We start from the raw sequence: 16,338 nt of genomic DNA, 5'->3' as shown, positions 1-16,338 counted from the left end.
CGTTCGGCCCGCACCGCCCCGCTTATGCTCGACGCCATGTGCGCTTTTGTCCTGGTCGCGGAGGATGACGAGAAACAGGCCGAGCTGGTCCGCCGCTATCTGGAGCGCGAGGGCCACACGGTCGCCGTCGTCCACGACGGGCGCGCCGCGATCGACGAGGTGCGGCGCAGGCCGCCGGATCTGCTCGTGCTCGACGTGATGATGCCGCGGGTCGACGGGCTCGGTGTCACTCGTGTCCTCAGGGGTGGGAAAGGAAATGGGAAGGGAAGCGGGAAGGGAAACGGGGACGGGAACGGCTTCGTTCCCGGGATTCCGATCCTGATGCTGACCGCCCGTACCACCGAGGACGATCTGCTGCTCGGGCTCGATCTCGGCGCCGACGACTACCTGACCAAGCCGTACAGCCCCCGCGAGCTCATGGCCCGCGTCCGTACGCTGCTGCGGCGTTCCCAAGGCACGCACCATCCAGTCGTCGACGGCGCCGAAGCCGTGCCGCGCGTGCTGCGGGTCGGTGGGCTCGCCGTGGATCCCGTGCGGCACGAGGTGACCGTCGACGGGCGGCTCGTGGAGTGCACGCCGGGGGAGTTCGGGCTGCTCGCCGCGATGGCCGCGGAGCCGGAGCGGGTGTTCACGCGGCCCCAGCTCCTGGATCGTATCCACGGGTCGTCCGGGTACATATCGGTGCGCACCGTCGACGTACACGTACTGAATCTGCGCAAGAAGATCGAGGTCGATCCGCGCAGGCCCTGTCATCTCGTGACCGTCTTCGGCGTCGGGTACAAGCTCACGGATGCGGCCTTCGGGGCGGCGGCGCGACGTGGCGCGTGACATACCGTTCCGCAAGAGCCTGTTGCCCCGGCTGCTCGCGGTCTCCGTGCTCGTCTCCGTGGTCTCGATCGCCGCCACCGCATGGCTCGCCGCGCAGACCACCTCCGGCGCGATCCGGCAGGAACAGGGACAGGTCCTCGCCGACGACGCCCGTGTCTACGACGAACTGCTCGCCCTCGGTGCCGGTGCGCCCGGCTGGCGGGGTGTCGAGAAGACCGTGCGGGAGCTGGCCCGGCAGACCGGGCGGCGCATCGCCCTGACCACGCAGGATCGTGTCGTCATCGCCGACTCCCGGAGCACCGGCTCCCGGAGCACCGATTCCCGGAGCACCGATTCCCGGAGCACCGATTCCCGGAGTGCCGACCTGCCCTCCAAGGCCTCCGCCGTCGTCGATCCGCTCGCCGTCGACGGGACTCTCAACGCCGGTGCGGAGGCCGGGACGGACACCGCGGACGTGGACCGCATCGATCCCCGCGCGGTCGGTCCCTTCCGGCTGCCGGAGCGGGAGCGCGAAGAGCTGGCGAAGGCGGCCGAGAGCGTCGTGAGCTGCATGCACGACTTCGGCGTCGACGCACGGTCCGTCCAAGGGCCCAGCGGGCGACCGCGCGTCGACGCCGCCAACGACCCGTCCCAGCTGCTCGACTTCAAGTGCCGCAGCGAGCAGCTCGACATGCCCACCCGTACGGAGAGCAAGGCGCTCGCGCGGCTCAACGAGCTCACCAACGCGTGCCTGCGGCGCGGGGACGCCGATGCCCCATCCGTCAAGCTCGGGCTCGATCTGACGTGGTGGCAGCCGTCGGGCGAGGCGGATGACCGACTCACGGGCCGCTGGAGCCCCGTCGATTCGGGCCCGTCCGTGGAGTCGGGTGACAGGACGGCGCCCTCCGAGTCGAGCGCGGCCTCCGAGTCGAGCGTGCCCGCCGGAGAGCGGGGCGCCCCGACCAGCACCCCCGCCGCATCGCGGGCCCCGACCGAGGGTCCAGCCGGTGTCGCACGCCCCGCCGACGCGGGGGCCGCCAAGACCGCCGCCTGCGTGGGCAGCGCCAGGCGCGAGCAGCTCGGGCCGTACGTCTCCGCGCCCGCGCTCCTCTTCGTCACCAGCTCCGACGGTTCGCGCACCGCGGCGGCCCGCGCGGGCGAGACGTCGGGGTTCAGCCTCTCGGGGGCCAACACCACCCGGCTCGCGGGTCTCTCGGCGGGCATCCTCGCGGTGACGGTCGCCGTGACCGCCTTCGCCGCGACCCGGCTGACCAAGCCGTTGCGTGCCCTGACCGCCGCGACCCAGCGGATGAAGACGGGCGAGGCCGCCGAACCCGTCACGGCGCGCTCGGCGGGATCCGCGGGGGAGATCCGCCAACTCGCCGATGCCTTCAACGACATGGCCGCCCACCGCAAGGCCCTGGAGGACCAGCGTCAGGCCATGGTGAGCGACGTCGCGCACGAGCTGCGTACGCCGTTGTCGAACATCCGCGGCTGGCTGGAGGCGGCCGAGGACGGCGTGGTCGAGACCGACCCTGAACTCGTCTCCTCGCTCCTCGAAGAGGCGCTGCTGCTCCAGCACATCGTCAACGACCTGCAGGATCTTGCCGCCGCAGACGCCGGTACGCTCCGGCTGCACCGCGAGCCCGTCCACGCGTCCGACGTCGTGGACCAGGTCGCGGCGGCGCACCAGGCGGGGGCCGAGGCGGCGGGCGTACGGCTGAGCGCGACGACGCTCGGCGACCCCTGCTTCACGGCCGATCCGCTCCGGCTGCGGCAGGCGATCGGCAACCTGGTGTCCAACGCGATCCGGCACACCCCGGAGGGCGGCGACGTCACGATCAGCTGCCGCGCCACGCTCGACGCGGTGGAGGTGGAGGTCGCCGACACGGGCACGGGCATCGAGCCCGACGACCTGCCGCACGTCTTCGACCGCTTCTGGCGCGCGGACAAGTCACGTACGCGGTCGACGGGTGGCAGTGGGCTCGGCCTTGCGATCGTCCGGCAGCTGGTGGAGGGCCACGGCGGGACGGTGACGGCGCGGAGCACGCCGGGGGAGGGGGCGGTGTTCACGGTGCGGGTGCCGTCGGGGTGAGGGGCGGCGCCGCTGCGGGGTGCCGAAGGTTACCTGGGGATACCAGTACGGAGCGGCTTCGTGGCCCTCGTGGCCCTCGTGGCCCTCGCGGCCCTCGTGACTCTCGTGGCCCTCGCGGGACGTGGGCAAACAGTGGGCGATCAGTGGGAAACCCGTGAGCAACTGGTGCCGGAATCCGGAGGCGGGCACGGATGCGGGAGGTCCGCGGGGCGCGGCTCCCCGTGTGGGTGTCGCTGCTCCCCGTCCTCGTACGGGGACACGCGCGCGGGCGCCCCGATTCCGCGAGCACCTCAACGTCCGTACCCCGTAAGGAAGTTGAGGATGCCTCGCAGAAATTGATCGGGCCCGGCCGCGGCGGCGACACTCCCCCGAGTTACGCGCTTGGCGCGAGTACCGGCGGGGCCGGGCCCGATGTCTTCATCCCATCAGGGGCCGCCAACAGATCGCTAACATGTCGCCAACGGTTGGCGGGAGATGGCGTGAGCGTGCGGTGCGGCGGGTTGCGGTTCGGACTCCTGGGCGCGCCCGCGGTGTACGACGCCGATGGCGAGCCGCAGCCGGTGCAGAGCGCCAAGGGGCGTGCGCTGCTGGCCGCGCTGCTGCTCGAACCGGGCAGAGTGGTCTCCGTCGACGCCCTCAAGGACGCACTGTGGGGCGGCGCCCCGCCCGCGTCCGCGCACGCCTCGCTGCAGAACCACGTCACGCGGCTGCGCCGTCTCCTGGACGATCCGGAGCGGCTGCGGGCGGTGCCTCCGGGGTACCGGCTGCGGGTGGCGGACGGCGAGCTGGACGTCCGGGTCTTCGAGCGGCTGGTCGCGCAGGCCCGTACCGCGCACGCGGAACGTGACTGGGACGGCTGCGCTGACGCGGCGTCCGCCGCGCTCGCCCTGTGGCGCGGCACTCCGCTGGGCGGGCTGCCCGCGGACTCGGCGGGCCACGCGCTCGTACCGCGCCTGGAGGAGGCACGGCTCCTCGCCCTCGAACTGCGCTACGACGCGGAGCTCGCGACCGGGGTCGGCGGTGGAGGGCTCGTCCCGGAGCTGGCGGAACTGGTCGCCGAGTACCCCTTGCGGGAGACGTTCCACCGCCAGCTGATGCTGGTCCTGTACCGCACGGGCCGCCAGGCGGAGGCCTTGGCCGTCCACCGCGAGCTGCGGCGCAGGCTGGTGGAGGAGCTGGGGGTGGAGCCGGGCGCGTCGGTGCGGGAGGCGCATCGCGAGGTGCTGCAAGAGTCTGAGGCGTCTAAGGCGTCTAAGGCATCTGAGGCGTCAGGGGCGTCAGGGGCGTTTGTAGCTCCCGAGTCGGGGGCGTCTGTCGCTGGGCGGTCTGGCGCGCCGGTCGCCGCTGAACCCGAAGTACGTGTCGGCCCAGCCCCAAGCCCAGCCCCCGACACCGCTGCCCCCGACACCGCTCCCGCTCCCGCCTCCACCCCAACTCCCGCGCTCGCGCTCGCCCTCGCCCACGCCCCCGCATCCACCCGCCCCGCCCAACTCCCCCCATGCCCGCCCCACTTCACCGGCCGCGAAGAAGTAGTGCGCTCCCTGGCGACGCTCCTCGCCGGACAGGGCGGCAGCGAGGCCCCGCACGGCGTCGGCAGCGAGGCCCCGCTCAGCCAGCAGCTCGGCGTCGGCAGCGAGGCCCGGCCCGGTCAGTCGCTCGGCGTCGGCAGCGAGGCCCGGCCCGGTCAGTCGCTCGGCGTCGGCAGCGAGGCCCCGCTCGGCCAGCCGCAAGGCACCGGCAGCGTCACACCCCCCGTCGCAGTCCTCTCCGGCATGGCGGGCGTAGGGAAGAGCGCGCTCGCCCTGCACGTGGCGCACCGGCTGCGGGAGCACTTCCCCGACGGGCAGCTCTACGTCAATCTGCGCGGGGCAACGCCCGGGATGACGCCCCTCACGCCAGGCCAGGCCCTCGCCGCCCTGCTCCGGGACCTCGGGGTCGAGCAAGGGAGCAGCCCCGAACACCCGGACGCCGCAGCCGCGTTGCTCCGTACGCTCCTCGCGCCCACCCGCACCCTGTTGGTCCTGGACGACGCGGCGACCGCCGCGCAGGTGCGGCCGCTGCTGCCCGCCGGGGCCGGCTGCGCGGTCATCGTCACCAGCCGTTCTCCGCTCACCGCGCTCGACGGCGCGGGACGTTTCCCGCTGGATCCGCTCTCCGGCGCGGACAGCGCCGCCCTGCTGCGCGCCGTCTCCGGGCGCGCGGGGCTCGACGCGGGGCACCCCCTGGTCGAGCTCGCGGGCCGCCTCCCGCTGGCCCTGCGTATCGTCGCGGCCCGCCTCGCCGCGCGCCGCGCCCTCACCCCGGACGCCCTCGCCGAGCTGCTCACCGTCAGCGGTGGGCGCCTGCACCACCTGGAGCACGACGACTTGAGCGTGCGGCGCTCGCTCGCCGTCGCGCTCGACGCGCTGCGTACGTCGGAGCGCGAGTCCGACCGGGACGCGGCCGCCGCCCTCGCCGCGATCGGCGCGCTTGATCTTCCGGCGTACGGAGTCCCGCTCGTCGCCCGTCTGTTGGAGGTCGAGGAGTGGCGCGCGGGAGCCGCACTCGACCGGCTCGTCGACGTCGCGCTGATCGACGAGACGGCCTACGGCCGCTATGCCCCGCACGACCTCGTACGCGACTTCGCGCGGGAGGCGGCCCACGAGGACGGGACCGCGGCGGCGGACGTCGTGGAATCGGCGCTCCGGTGGTACGCGGAGTCGGCGCGGGCGACGGTTCTGGCGATCATGCCGGAGGGGCAGGACCTCGACGACCGGATGCGGGGGGTCGACGACCGGCTGCCGCCCCGGCACACCGCCGAGGGCGTCCTCGTCCCCGCCGTGCCACCGATGACCAGCGACGACGCCTTCGCCTGGGGCGACACGGAACTCAGCAACGTGATCGCGCTCGCCGACCGCCACGGCCGCGAATCCGCCCTCCTGCCCGTGCTGGCCCGCTGCTTCTTCTCGTACCTCAAGCGCCGTGGCCGGCTCGCCGAGGCGGACCTCCTGAACCGCCTCGCGGTGACCGCCGCCCGTCGCCGGGGCGACGCCGCTGGCGAGGCGCAGTCCCTCATGGACCTCGCGGGCCTCAAGTACGTGTCGGGGCACAGCGGCGCGGCGCTCGCCCTGATCGACGAGGCGCTGGACCTGTGGCGCGAGCTTGGACACGTGTCGTTCGTGCATCGTGCCGTCCTCAACCGCAGCCTCCTCCTCGACGCCCTCGGCCGCCGCGAGGAAGCGGCCGAGGGGCTGCGGCAGACCCTGGAACTGGCCACGTCCCTGGACGATCCACTGAGCGAGGCATTCGCCCTCGCCAACCTCGGCGACATCTATGGACACACCGACGTGCGCACCGCGATCGACTACCACGAGCGGAGCCTGGCGATCGGCGAGAGCCTCGGGCACGCGGGCGTCCGTCAGGAGGCCCACTGCGCCATCGGCTACGCCTACCTCCACCTCGACGAACCGGACGTGGCGCTCACGCACTTCGAGGAGAGCCTGCGCATCCACGGCGAGTCCGAGGACTGGCACAACGAGTCCAAGGTGCGCCTCGGCATGGTCCGCGCCCTGCGCGAGGTGTCACGGACGCGGGACGCGGCGCGCGAGTGCACCGGCCTCCTGGAACGCGCGGAGCACCGGGCGGACGCCCACATGGCGGGTCTGGCCCGCCATCAGCGCGGACTCCTGCTGTACGCGGAGGGGCGCGCCGAAGAGGCGTACGCGCTCTGGAGGTCTGCGCTGGAGTCACTTGACGGCACGGACAGCAGCGAGGTCGTGGGAGAACTGCAGGGCTTGCTGGCGGGAGCGGCGTCGGGAGCGGCGTCGGGGGCGCCGTCGGGGGCGGGGCCGGGGGTGGCGGCGGGCTGAACCCGGCCTGCCCATCGGCTACTTCGCGTCCGCGTAGCACTCCACCACGGCGACGGTGAACGGGAAACGCACCGGCGTATCGCCGAACGCGATGCGCCCCGCCAGGTCCCCGGCGGCGCGGATCGCGGCCGTGACCGTCTCGGCCTCTTCCTGCGGGCAGTGCACGATGACCTCGTCGTGCTGGAAGAAGACCAGTTCGGCGCGGAGACCGGCCGCGGCGATGGACTGGCGCAGCGCGGCCAGCATCAGCAGGGCCCAGTCGGCCGCGCTGCCCTGGACGACGAAGTTACGGGTGAAGCGGCCGCGGGCGCGGGTGTTGCTGGAGGCGTAACCGGGAGTGAACTCACCCTCCTGCTGCGAGAGTTCAGCGGGCGCTTCCTGGGGGATGCCCGCCTCGTCGAAGTCATCGGCTCCGGCCGCGGGCGGGCTCGTCCGTCCCAGCCAGGTCCGTACGAGTCGGCCCTCCTCGCCCGCCTTCGCCGCGTCGTCGACGTAAGCGACCGCGGCGGGGAATCTGCGGCGCAGCGCCGCCAGGTTCTTCAGGCCGTCGCCCGACGTCTGCCCGTACACGGCGCCGAGGAGTGCGATCTTGGCGTGGTCGCGGTCGCCGGAGAAGGCGCGGTCCGAGAGGCGCGTGTAGAGATCCTCGTGGCTCCCCGCCACCTCCATCAGGCCGCGGTCGCGGGAGATCGCGGCGAGGACCCGTGGCTCCATCTGGTCGGCGTCTGCGACGACGAGGCGCCAGCCGGGGTCGGCGACGACGGCACGGCGGATGATCTTGGGGATCTGCAGCGCGCCCCCGCCGTTCGTGGTCCAGCGTCCGCTGACGGTGCCGCCCGGCGTGTACTCGGGCCGGAAGCGACCCTCGCGCACCCAGTCCTGGAGCCAGCTCCAGCCGTGCGCCGTCCAGATCCGATACAGCTTCTTGTACTCGACGAGGGGTCGTACGGCCGGGTGGTCGAGCTCCTCGAGCTCCCAGCGCCGGGTGGACTTGACGCGGATCCCGGCCTGCGCGAAGGCCTTGATCACGTCGTTCGGCAGGTCGGGGCGGACGCGGCGCCCGAAGGCGGCGGAGATCTCGTCGGCGAGCTCGGCGAGGCGGCGCGGTTCGGCGGCGCCCGCGTTCCGCCCGCCGCCCGCATAGCGCTCGCCGAGGAGCTCGGTGAGCAGGGCGTGGTGGACGTCCGCGCGCCAGGGGAGACCCGCCACGTTCATCTCGGCGGCCACCAGCATCCCGGCCGACTCAGCGGCGGTGAGCAGCCGCATCCTGCCGGGGTGCTCGGCGGCTTCGTGTCTTCGCTGCTGCGCCGCGTACACCTCGAGGAGGGCGTCGAAGGGGAGGGACGTCGAAGGGGAGGGCTCGAAGAGGGAATCCTGGGCGCCGGGGGCCGCCGCTCTCGGGGGCGGGTCGTTCGGCACGGGGGCGTTGTGCAGCCGTGCCCAGGCCGCGGCGGCCGAGCGGGGTTCGCCGAGGCGGCCCTCGTGCCCCAGGAGGAGCAGCTCGGCGTCCTCGACGTCGTAACACCGGTCCACCCGGACGCCCGCCGCGAGCAGGGCGGGATAGATCTCGGCGGTGGACCGCCAGACCCACCGGCTCACGTCGGGCCGGTCACGCACGGCTCCGGCGAGGTCCCGCTCGTGCAGCACAGGCCCCGCGGGCAGGCCGTCGTCCCCGAGGGGGGCGAGGGTGGCGCCGCCGGCCTCGGTGGCGGCGAGGGCCCACCTTTCGGTCATGCGGGGGAGTCTGTCACCAGGCACTGACATTCCCGCGCAGGGCGTTTACGGGCCGCTGGCCGGACAGGCCTCCGGCTTGGCCGCCGCCTGCCCCGGGAGCCCACGTCCGGGCGTCCCCGACATGCGGGGGTGCCCGGCGCTGCGAGGCTCGGAGCCATGAGAGTGGCCCTTGCGCAGACCGACTGTGTCCTCGGCGAGGTGGACGAGAACCTCGCGGAAGCCCGGGACCAGGTCGGTCAGGCGGCGGCGCAGGGTGCCGACCTCGTCGTCTTCCCCGAGCTGAGCCTGCACGGCTACCACTTGGGCGGTCTGGAGCGGGACACGTCGCTGGACGCGAAGGACGTACGGCTCCTGGAGCTCTCCGCGGCGGGCCCCGACGTGATCGTCGGCCTGCACGAGCACACGAGTCTGCGCGCGTACAACACCTCCGCGTACTACGCGGCGGGCCAACTCCTCCACACTCACCGGAAGTTGTACCTGCCGAACTACCTGGCGTGGGAGGAGCGCAAGCACGTCAGCCCCGGCCAGCATCTGCGTGCGTACGACTTGCCGGGCGGGCGCGGGCGCGCCGCGACCCTCGTCTGCAACGACGCGTGGCAGCCGGTGCTGCCGTGGCTGGCGGTGCAGGACGGTGCGGAGGTCATCATCATCCCCACGAACAGCGCGGCGAGCCTCGACCCCGAGGCGATGGACACGGGCCTGTACTGGGAGACCCTGCTCTCCTACACGGCCCGCATGCTCCAGTGCTGGGTGGTCTTCGTGAACCGGGTCGGGAACGAGAACGGGGCGTCGTTCTGGGGTGGTTCGCGGGTGGTGGACCCGCGGGGGACGGTCGTGGCGCAGGCGCCGAAGTGGGAACCGGGCCTGGTGACGGTCGACATCGACGTCCACGAGGCCCGCCGGCAGCGGCGGGCGGTGCCGCTTGTGGCGGAGGCGCGGCTGGGGCTGATCGACCGGGAGGTGCGGCGCTTGATCGATGAGGGCGGCGACAGCTAGCGCCTGCGGCGGGCTGGGCGGGGTCTTCTCACCGCTGCGGGGGGGAGGGCTGGGCTCTCCCGAACGGGCCTCTCCAGCCCGGCATCCGCCTCTGTGTGAACGGGCCTTTCCCGCCCGCCAGGACGGACCGGCACCCGTACCCCGACCGCTCAGCCCCGCCCTCACCCCCGCCCCCGAGCCCGCACCCCCAACACCCCCGCCCCCACACCCACCACCGCACAGACCCCCACGGCCACCCCCACCACCCCCCAAGGAACCACCACCCCCGCCGGCGCCGACAGCCGTGCCAGGCCCGCGCTCAGTGCGCCCAGGTTGACCGCGGTCACCGCCAGGCCCAGTACCGCCCCCACCCCCACCGCCAGCAACGACTCCCCGGCGACGACCATCCGCACCTGCCCCCACGTAGCCCCTGCCATCCGCAGCGACCGCAGCTCCGGGCCCCGTACCGACGTCGCCATCAGCAGCGTTCCCGCCAGGGAGATCGCCGTGTAGACCAACGCGATGCCCAGCAGCACCAGCAGCCCCAGCCGCGTCTGCGGCTTCGTCGCCGGATGCGTGGCCGCCAGCCACTCCTCCGCCGACCGCACCCGCAGCTCACCCTCGCCGCCGCCGCCGTTCCGCTCGCCGCCGCGCCCTGGCCCCCGCAGCGCCTCAGCCACCTCCCCCGGGTCCGCCCCGGCCCGCAGCCCCACATCAACGCGGTCAACCGCCGCACCCGCCGCGCCCACCCCCGCATTGGCCGCCGTAACGTACGCACCCGCGTCCCCCGTCCCCCGCGCAAGTACCGCCACTATCCGCAGCGACGCGGGCCTGCCGTCCCCGAGCCAGACGTCGACCCGCTCGCCCACCCGCCGCCGCTCCCACTCCTCGTTCACGACGATCGACCGATCGTCGAGGTCACGTATGTCCCCCGCCACCACCGGAAGCCGCGACACCGAAGCGAACGCCGCCGGATCGCTCACGGCCCGCGCGTCCGAGCGGATGAGCGCCGTGCCCTCCTCCCGTACGAACACGGCAGTCGAGGCGGACGCCGCGGCCACCGCAACCCCGCGGACGCCGTCCCCCATTTGCCCCAAGTCATCACCCGTCACCACCAGTTCGGCACCGGTACGCTCCCGAGCCTCCTCCGCCCTCGCCGCACCCGCAGTCTCCGCCGAGCCGAGGAGCGACCCCGCGAGCGCCACCGTCACCAGGACCGGCGCCGCCACGGCCGCCGTGCGCCGCACGGACGCGGCGGAGTTCTCGCGGACCAGGAGCCCGACGGCGCCGGGAAGGCGGACGGTGCGCAGGACGGGACGTACGAGAAGGGGAGTGAGCGCGGCCAGCGCGGTGATCAGGATCATCGGCTGGGTCGTGTACGTCTTCCGCTTCATCAGCGCCGACGGATCCGTCCACAGAGTCCAGCCGAGCATCCCGACCCCCACCGTGAGCAGGACACCGCCCACGATCCGCCGGCTCCACGGCATGACCCCGGTATCGACGGACGCGTCCCGCAGCGCCTCGACCGGACCCACGCGCCCGGCCCGCCGCGAGGCGATCCACGCTCCCGAAAAGGCAACCAACACCCCGACCCAGAAGGCGAGATGGTAGGGCCAGACCGCCCCGCCGATCCCGAACCACTCCGGAGCGATCTCCGCGTCCACCAGCGCCCGAGCCAGCACCGGCGCACCCCACGCCCCCAGCACACACCCCACTCCGGAGGCCGCGACCCCCACCGCGAGGGCCTCCGCGAGCAGCGTCCTGCGCACCTGCCCCGGTGTCGCCCCGGCCATCCGCAGCAGCCCGAACTCCCGCCGCCGCAGCGCCACGACGAAGGCGAAGGTGGACGCGGTGACGAAGACCGACACGAACGCGGACACCCCGCCCGCCGTCCCGAGGAAGGAGTTCACGGCCACCAGCGCCTCCGCGTCCCGCCCCGGCTCCGGATCGGCGAGCCGCCGATCACCCCCGGTCAGCACGCGGGCCCGTTCCCCGACGACCTCCCGCACGTCCCGGGCAGGAGCGTCCAACCCCACCGCGTCCGTCCTCGTCCCGTCCATCCGGACCGGTCCGAGGCGACGCAGCTCGCGCAGAAGTTCGATATCCACAGGGTGTGGATGAGCGAGCGGCTTCGATACGTGTGCGGTGTCCGGGCCGCGTTTGACCGGGACGGTGAGGGTGTTCTGCCCCATGACGACCACAGGTGACCCGGCGAACCGCACGGGTTCCCGTTCCGGCGCGCTGAACGTCGAGGCGAGCCCGAGCCCCATGGCGGCGGTGAGCGCCACGCCCAGCGCGACGGCGACGAAGGCACCGAGGAGGCCGCCCCAGCGAGTACGAAGGGAGGCGAGGAACATCACCGACCATCCGCCCCAACACCATGACCAGCCTCAACACCCTGACCAGCTCCAACTCCAGCTCCAGCCTCAGCCTCAGCCCCCGCACCCGCACCAACCCCCGCCCCTGCACCAACCCCCGCCCCCGCACCCGCCCCCGCCTCCGCCTCAAGCCCAGCCATCCGCCGAGCCACTTCCCCCGCATCCGGCGCGAGCACCTCATCGGCCATGCGCCCGTCCACCAGGAACACCACCCGGTCGGCATACGAAGCCGCCACAGGATCATGCGTGACCATCACGACGGTCTGCCGCCCCCCGTCGACCAACTCCCTCAGCAGCACCAGCACTTCACGACTGGTCGTCGTGTCCAGCGCACCGGTCGGCTCGTCCCCGAACAGCACGGCGGGCCGCGTGACGAGCGCCCGCGCCAACGCCACCCGCTGCTGCTGACCCCCCGAAAGCTCCCCGGGCCGATGCCGGGCACGGTCACCCAGGCCCACTCGGTCCAGCGCGTCGCCCACCTCCGTACGCGTGGGCCTGCGCCCCGCGAGCCGCAGGGGCAGGGCGACGTTCTGGGCGGCGGTCAGTGACGGGAGGAGGTTGAAGGACTGGAAGACGAAGCCGATGCGGTCCCGCCGCAGCAGCGTCAGCCGCCGCTCGCTCAGCCCCGTGATCTCCGTGCCGCCGATCTCCACGGCCCCGGACGTCGGCCGGTCGAGCCCGGCAGCGCACTGCAGCAGCGTCGACTTGCCGGAGCCGGACGGCCCCATGATCGCGGTGAAGGTCCCGGCGCGTATCGCGAGGTCGACGCAGTCGAGGGCCGTCACGTCACGGTAGAGGCGGCGGACGGCGGTGAGCCGTACGGCAGTTGAGGTCATGCCTCAACCCAACCGCCCACGGCGCCGCCGGGCACGACCACTGGAGGGCGTCTCAAGGGTATGGCCAGCCATACCCTTGAGCCATGGATCCGGTGACCGAGGTGATCGACAAGGCGTTCGCGGCAGCGCTGTACGCGGACGGCGACGAGGGCCTCGACACCGGTGCGTCACTCCTCGCCGCCGCGCCCGGGGCCGACGCGGAGCTGTGGCGCAGGGGCGAGGAGCTGGTGCGCCGCGCGTGGGAGCGGGGCTGGCAGCCGGCGGACGTCATACGCATGGTCGGCCGCGCCCAGGACGACGTCGCCCACGGGGCCGACCGCACCCACCAGACGCAACTGGCCGCCGAGCTGATCACCACAGAGACCAGGCGGTACGGCGACACTCTCCCGCCCCGCTGGCAGGCGCAGCTGGCCGGGCTCGCGCCCCGCGATACCCCCAGATCCGACCGCTTCTCCCAGGCCACGAACATCCTCGCCCTCTACCGCCTCCTCCTGCGCCTGCCCCCGATCGAGCCCGTGGGCCCGGCCCCGGGCAGCCCGCTCCACACGCCGCCGCCCCCCGGCCACGAGGAGCCCCGCATCCTCACCCGTATCCGCGCGCTGCTCGCCAAGGCGGAGGCCACCGGGTTCCCCGAGGAGGCGGAGGCGCTCACCGCGAAGGCGCAGGAGCTGATGGCCAGGCACACCATCGACGAGGCCCTGCTCGCGTCCCGTACCCACGCCAAGGACACTCCCGGCGCCTGCCGCATCGGCGTGGACGCCCCGTACGAGACGGCGAAGGCGATCCTCCTGGACGCGGTGGCCACCGCGAACCGCTGCCGTGCGGTGTGGAACGAGGCGTACGGCTTCTCGACCGTCGTCGGCTTCGAGTCCGACCTGGAGGTGGTCGAACTCCTCCACACCTCGCTCCTCGTGCAGGGGGTGGCAGCGATGACGAAGGCGGAGGCGGGGCAGCGGGCGGGCGGCCGGAAGCGTACGAAGACGTTCCGTCAGGCGTTCCTGCTCGCGTACGCGAACCGCATCGGCGCGCGCCTCGCCGCGGCTGCGGAGGAGGTCACCGTGGGGTCCCCGGAGGCGGGGGAGTTGCTGCCGGTCCTGGCCGCGAGGGATGTGGCCGTCACGTCGACCACCGAGCGCATGTTTCCGGAGACGACGAGCACGCGGGTGCGGGGGGCGGCGGATGCGGAGGGCTGGCGCCACGGGGCGGCGGCGGCCGACGATGCCCAGCTGACCGCCGCTCGGCGTCGCCGCCTTCCGTAACCCCGCATCCGCCTCCGACCGAACAGGCCTTTTCGCCCACTCGCCCGTTTGTCCCGCGGCCCCACCTTGCCGAACGGGCCTTTCCTGCCCACCCGCCCGATCACCCCGCAGTCTCTCCTTGCCGGACACGCCCTTCCCTGCCACCTGCCCGATATGCCCCGTATCATCACAGAGTGACCTGGCTTCGAGCGCTGAAGGCGACCAGCCGCTCGGGGTTGACCGTCGAGCGGAAGCGGCTTGAGCCCCTCATCGCGCTCCGCGGCGCAGCCGGCCTCGCCATCATCATCGGCGTCAGCCTCACCCTCTTCGGTCCTGCCGTAGCCGCCAGCTCGGCATTCGGCGCCTTCCAGGCAGCCATCGCCACCTTCCAGCGCAGCTGGCGCCCCCGCCCAGAACTGGCCCTGGCCTCCGGCACGAGCCTCGCCGTCTCCACCTTCCTCGGCTACCTCACCGGCTCCCACACCCTCCTCTTCCTCGCCCTCCTCTCCCTCTGGACCTTCCTCTCGGGCCTGAGCTGGGCTGCGGGCCCGACCATCGGCATCATCGCCTCCTCCAACGTCGCGATCATGCTGGTCACCGTCACCCTCCCCGGTTCCCTGCCCGCCGCGGCGGGTCACGCCGCGATGATGGTGGTGGGCGGAGCCGTACAGGCCGCCCTCGTGATCCTGTTCCCCGTACGCAGATGGGGCGCCCACCGCGACGCCCTCGCCGACGCGCTCGCGGCCGAGGCCGACTACGCACGCCGCCTGCGCCACGACCCCCTCGCCGACTTCGACCCGGAACCCCTGATGGCGGCCCGCGACGCGGCGACCATCACCCCACGCCAGGCCCGCACCCGCCCCGCCGAACTCCACGGCGCCCGCGGCCTCGCGGAACGCATCCGCCCGGTACTCGCCTCGCTGGCCGACCCGGCCGTCGGCGTACCGGAAGAGGGGCCCGAACGCGACCGCGTACGCGAGATCCTGGGCGCGGCAGGCACCATCCTGGACGCGGCGGCCAGGGCGATCCGGCACGGCGAACCGGTCACGATCCCACCGGCGGGCGTGGCCACCCTCCAGACCCCGGACACGGGGGCGATCCTCACGGGCCCGGCGCAGCGAGCGGCGAAACGCCTGGCGGCACTCCTGCGCGACGTGGTCGAAACGGCAGGCAAGCCCCCCGAAAAGCCAACCCCATCCACCACCTCCACCACCCCCACCACCTCCACCCCCCTCCTCCGCCCCACCTTCCCCGCCCTCCTCCCCGCGGCCCTCCGCGCCATGCGAACCGAGCTCCGCCGCCGCCACGAATCCCCCGTCACCCGCCACGCGATCCGCGTCACCGCGGTGGCCGCCGCCGGCTACCTCCTGGGCACCTGGCTCCCCCTCGGCCACGGCTACTGGGCCCCCATGGCCTCCGTGATGGTGATGCGCCCGGACTTCTCGCAGACGTACTCCCGCGCGGTGGCCCGCTTCGGCGGCACCCTCGTGGGCGTCGCCCTGGCCACCGGCCTGGTGCAACTGGCGGACCCCGACACCGGGCTCTCCGCGGCCCTCGCCGTGCTCTGCGCCGGAATGATGTACCTGCTGATGCGCACGGGCCAGGTCGCGGCCCAGGCCTGCGTCGCCGCGTACGTCGTGTTCCTGCTCGGCATGGGCGGCGAGCAGTGGACGCAGACGGTGCCGGAACGCGTCGTCCTCACGCTCCTCGGCGGCGTCCTCGCGATGATCGCGTACGCCGTGTACCCGGCCTGGGAGACCCCGCGCCTGCGCAACCGCCTCGCCGACTGGCTGATCGCGGACGGCCGCTACGCCGCAGCCGTCGTCAGCCGCTACGCCGACCCTGCGGGCAGCTCCTGCCCGGACGTCCGCGGGGCACTCCTGGCCGCCCGTGACGCTCGCATCGCCTGGCAGGAAGCGGTCGCCCGCGCGAAGAACGAACCGGTACGCCACCGCGGCCTCTCCCGCGCCGCGGCGGCCGACGCCGAGGAGACCCTCGCCCAACTCGGCCGCGTGGCCATGCTGATGGAGGCCCACCTCCCGGACCGCGACGCGACCCCGGTCCCCGCGGCGGACCGCCTCGCGGATGCCCTGCGCACGTCGACCGAGGCGGGCGCGAAGGCCGTGCGCGAACGCCGCGTCCCGAAGTGGGAAGCCGTACGCAAGGCCCTCGACGAGTGGGACGGCGAGGGCGTCCCCGACCGGGTCGTACGCAGAGGAGCGGCCCTCCTCCTCGCGACCCTCGAAGAACTCTCGGACGCCCTGGACACGACGCCGCCACCCATGCTGGTGGACGGCTCAGAAACAGGCGTACATACAGACATGAGCGCGCAAACAGACACGAGCGCGCGAACAGACCCGGGCGCACAAACAGACAGCGGGCCGCGGGACCCCGACCAGGGTCCCGCGGCCCGCTAGCCGCACATCA

Annotated in this window: 9 protein-coding genes; 6 read left to right on the top strand and 3 right to left on the bottom strand. The window is 73.4% G+C overall.

Going from position 1 to position 16,338, the window contains the following annotated elements; translation table 11 throughout:
• The first annotated feature begins 36 nt into the window (after positions 1-36).
• The 3 genes from AC5P1C_RS03275 (at position 37) to AC5P1C_RS03265 (ending at position 6,750) form a co-directional block, all read left to right on the top strand.
• Positions 37-828 (top strand): response regulator transcription factor, encoded by a 792-nt coding sequence (locus AC5P1C_RS03275; protein ID WP_493864121.1) that lies wholly within the window; start codon positions 37-39, stop codon positions 826-828.
• Positions 818-2,902 carry a HAMP domain-containing sensor histidine kinase gene (locus tag AC5P1C_RS03270; RefSeq protein WP_493864120.1) on the top strand — a complete coding sequence of 695 codons (2,085 nt, stop codon included), beginning with the start codon at positions 818-820 and terminating at the stop codon, positions 2,900-2,902. Before AC5P1C_RS03275 ends, AC5P1C_RS03270 begins: the two co-directional genes overlap by 11 nt.
• Before the next feature lie 479 nt (positions 2,903-3,381).
• A complete protein-coding gene (locus AC5P1C_RS03265) occupies positions 3,382-6,750 on the top strand; it encodes an AfsR/SARP family transcriptional regulator (protein WP_493864119.1) in 3,369 nt (1,122 codons plus the stop codon).
• Between the two features lie 18 nt (positions 6,751-6,768).
• Here the strand turns inward: AC5P1C_RS03265 and AC5P1C_RS03260 are convergent, their stop codons facing one another.
• Positions 6,769-8,484 (bottom strand): bifunctional 3'-5' exonuclease/DNA polymerase, encoded by a 1,716-nt coding sequence (locus AC5P1C_RS03260; protein ID WP_493864118.1) that lies wholly within the window; start codon positions 8,482-8,484, stop codon positions 6,769-6,771.
• A 156-nt stretch (positions 8,485-8,640) separates the two neighbouring features.
• Here AC5P1C_RS03260 and AC5P1C_RS03255 point away from each other — a divergent pair, with 156 nt between their 5' ends.
• Entirely contained in the window at positions 8,641-9,480 is an 840-nt protein-coding gene (locus AC5P1C_RS03255) for a nitrilase-related carbon-nitrogen hydrolase (protein WP_493864117.1), read from the top strand.
• 161 nt (positions 9,481-9,641) lie between these two features.
• Here the strand turns inward: AC5P1C_RS03255 and AC5P1C_RS03250 are convergent, their stop codons facing one another.
• Both AC5P1C_RS03250 and AC5P1C_RS03245 read right to left on the bottom strand, forming a co-directional pair.
• A complete protein-coding gene (locus AC5P1C_RS03250) occupies positions 9,642-11,816 on the bottom strand; it encodes an FtsX-like permease family protein (protein WP_493864116.1) in 2,175 nt (724 codons plus the stop codon).
• A complete protein-coding gene (locus AC5P1C_RS03245; protein ID WP_493864115.1) occupies positions 11,816-12,673 on the bottom strand; it encodes an ABC transporter ATP-binding protein in 858 nt (285 codons plus the stop codon). The genes AC5P1C_RS03250 and AC5P1C_RS03245 overlap by 1 nt, the downstream gene beginning before the upstream one ends.
• Positions 12,674-12,765: 92 nt before the next feature.
• Between AC5P1C_RS03245 and AC5P1C_RS03240 the strand changes: the two genes are divergently transcribed.
• Complete coding sequence (locus AC5P1C_RS03240; protein ID WP_493864514.1) at positions 12,766-13,932, top strand: DUF2786 domain-containing protein; 1,167 nt, start codon at positions 12,766-12,768, stop codon at positions 13,930-13,932.
• A gap of 173 nt (positions 13,933-14,105) precedes the next feature.
• On the top strand, positions 14,106-16,328 hold the full coding sequence (locus AC5P1C_RS03235; protein WP_493864114.1) for an FUSC family protein: 2,223 nt from the start codon (positions 14,106-14,108) through the stop codon (positions 16,326-16,328).
• Positions 16,329-16,338: the final 10 nt, after the last annotated feature.

Source organism: Streptomyces sp. A18 (genome assembly GCF_059026065.1).
The sequence above is the reverse complement of the archived record's forward strand: the minus strand, read 5'-3'. Positions and strand labels throughout refer to the sequence as shown.

Excerpts from the sequence above, each read along its gene's own strand:
- AC5P1C_RS03275 (WP_493864121.1), top strand. The coding sequence starts at position 37 with ATGTGCGCTTTTGTCCTGGTCGCGGAGGATGACGAGAAACAGGCCGAG.
- AC5P1C_RS03260 (WP_493864118.1), bottom strand. The coding sequence starts at position 8,484 with ATGACCGAAAGGTGGGCCCTCGCCGCCACCGAGGCCGGCGGCGCCACC.
- AC5P1C_RS03255 (WP_493864117.1), top strand. The coding sequence starts at position 8,641 with ATGAGAGTGGCCCTTGCGCAGACCGACTGTGTCCTCGGCGAGGTGGAC.
- AC5P1C_RS03250 (WP_493864116.1), bottom strand. The coding sequence starts at position 11,816 with ATGTTCCTCGCCTCCCTTCGTACTCGCTGGGGCGGCCTCCTCGGTGCC.
- AC5P1C_RS03245 (WP_493864115.1), bottom strand. The coding sequence starts at position 12,673 with ATGACCTCAACTGCCGTACGGCTCACCGCCGTCCGCCGCCTCTACCGT.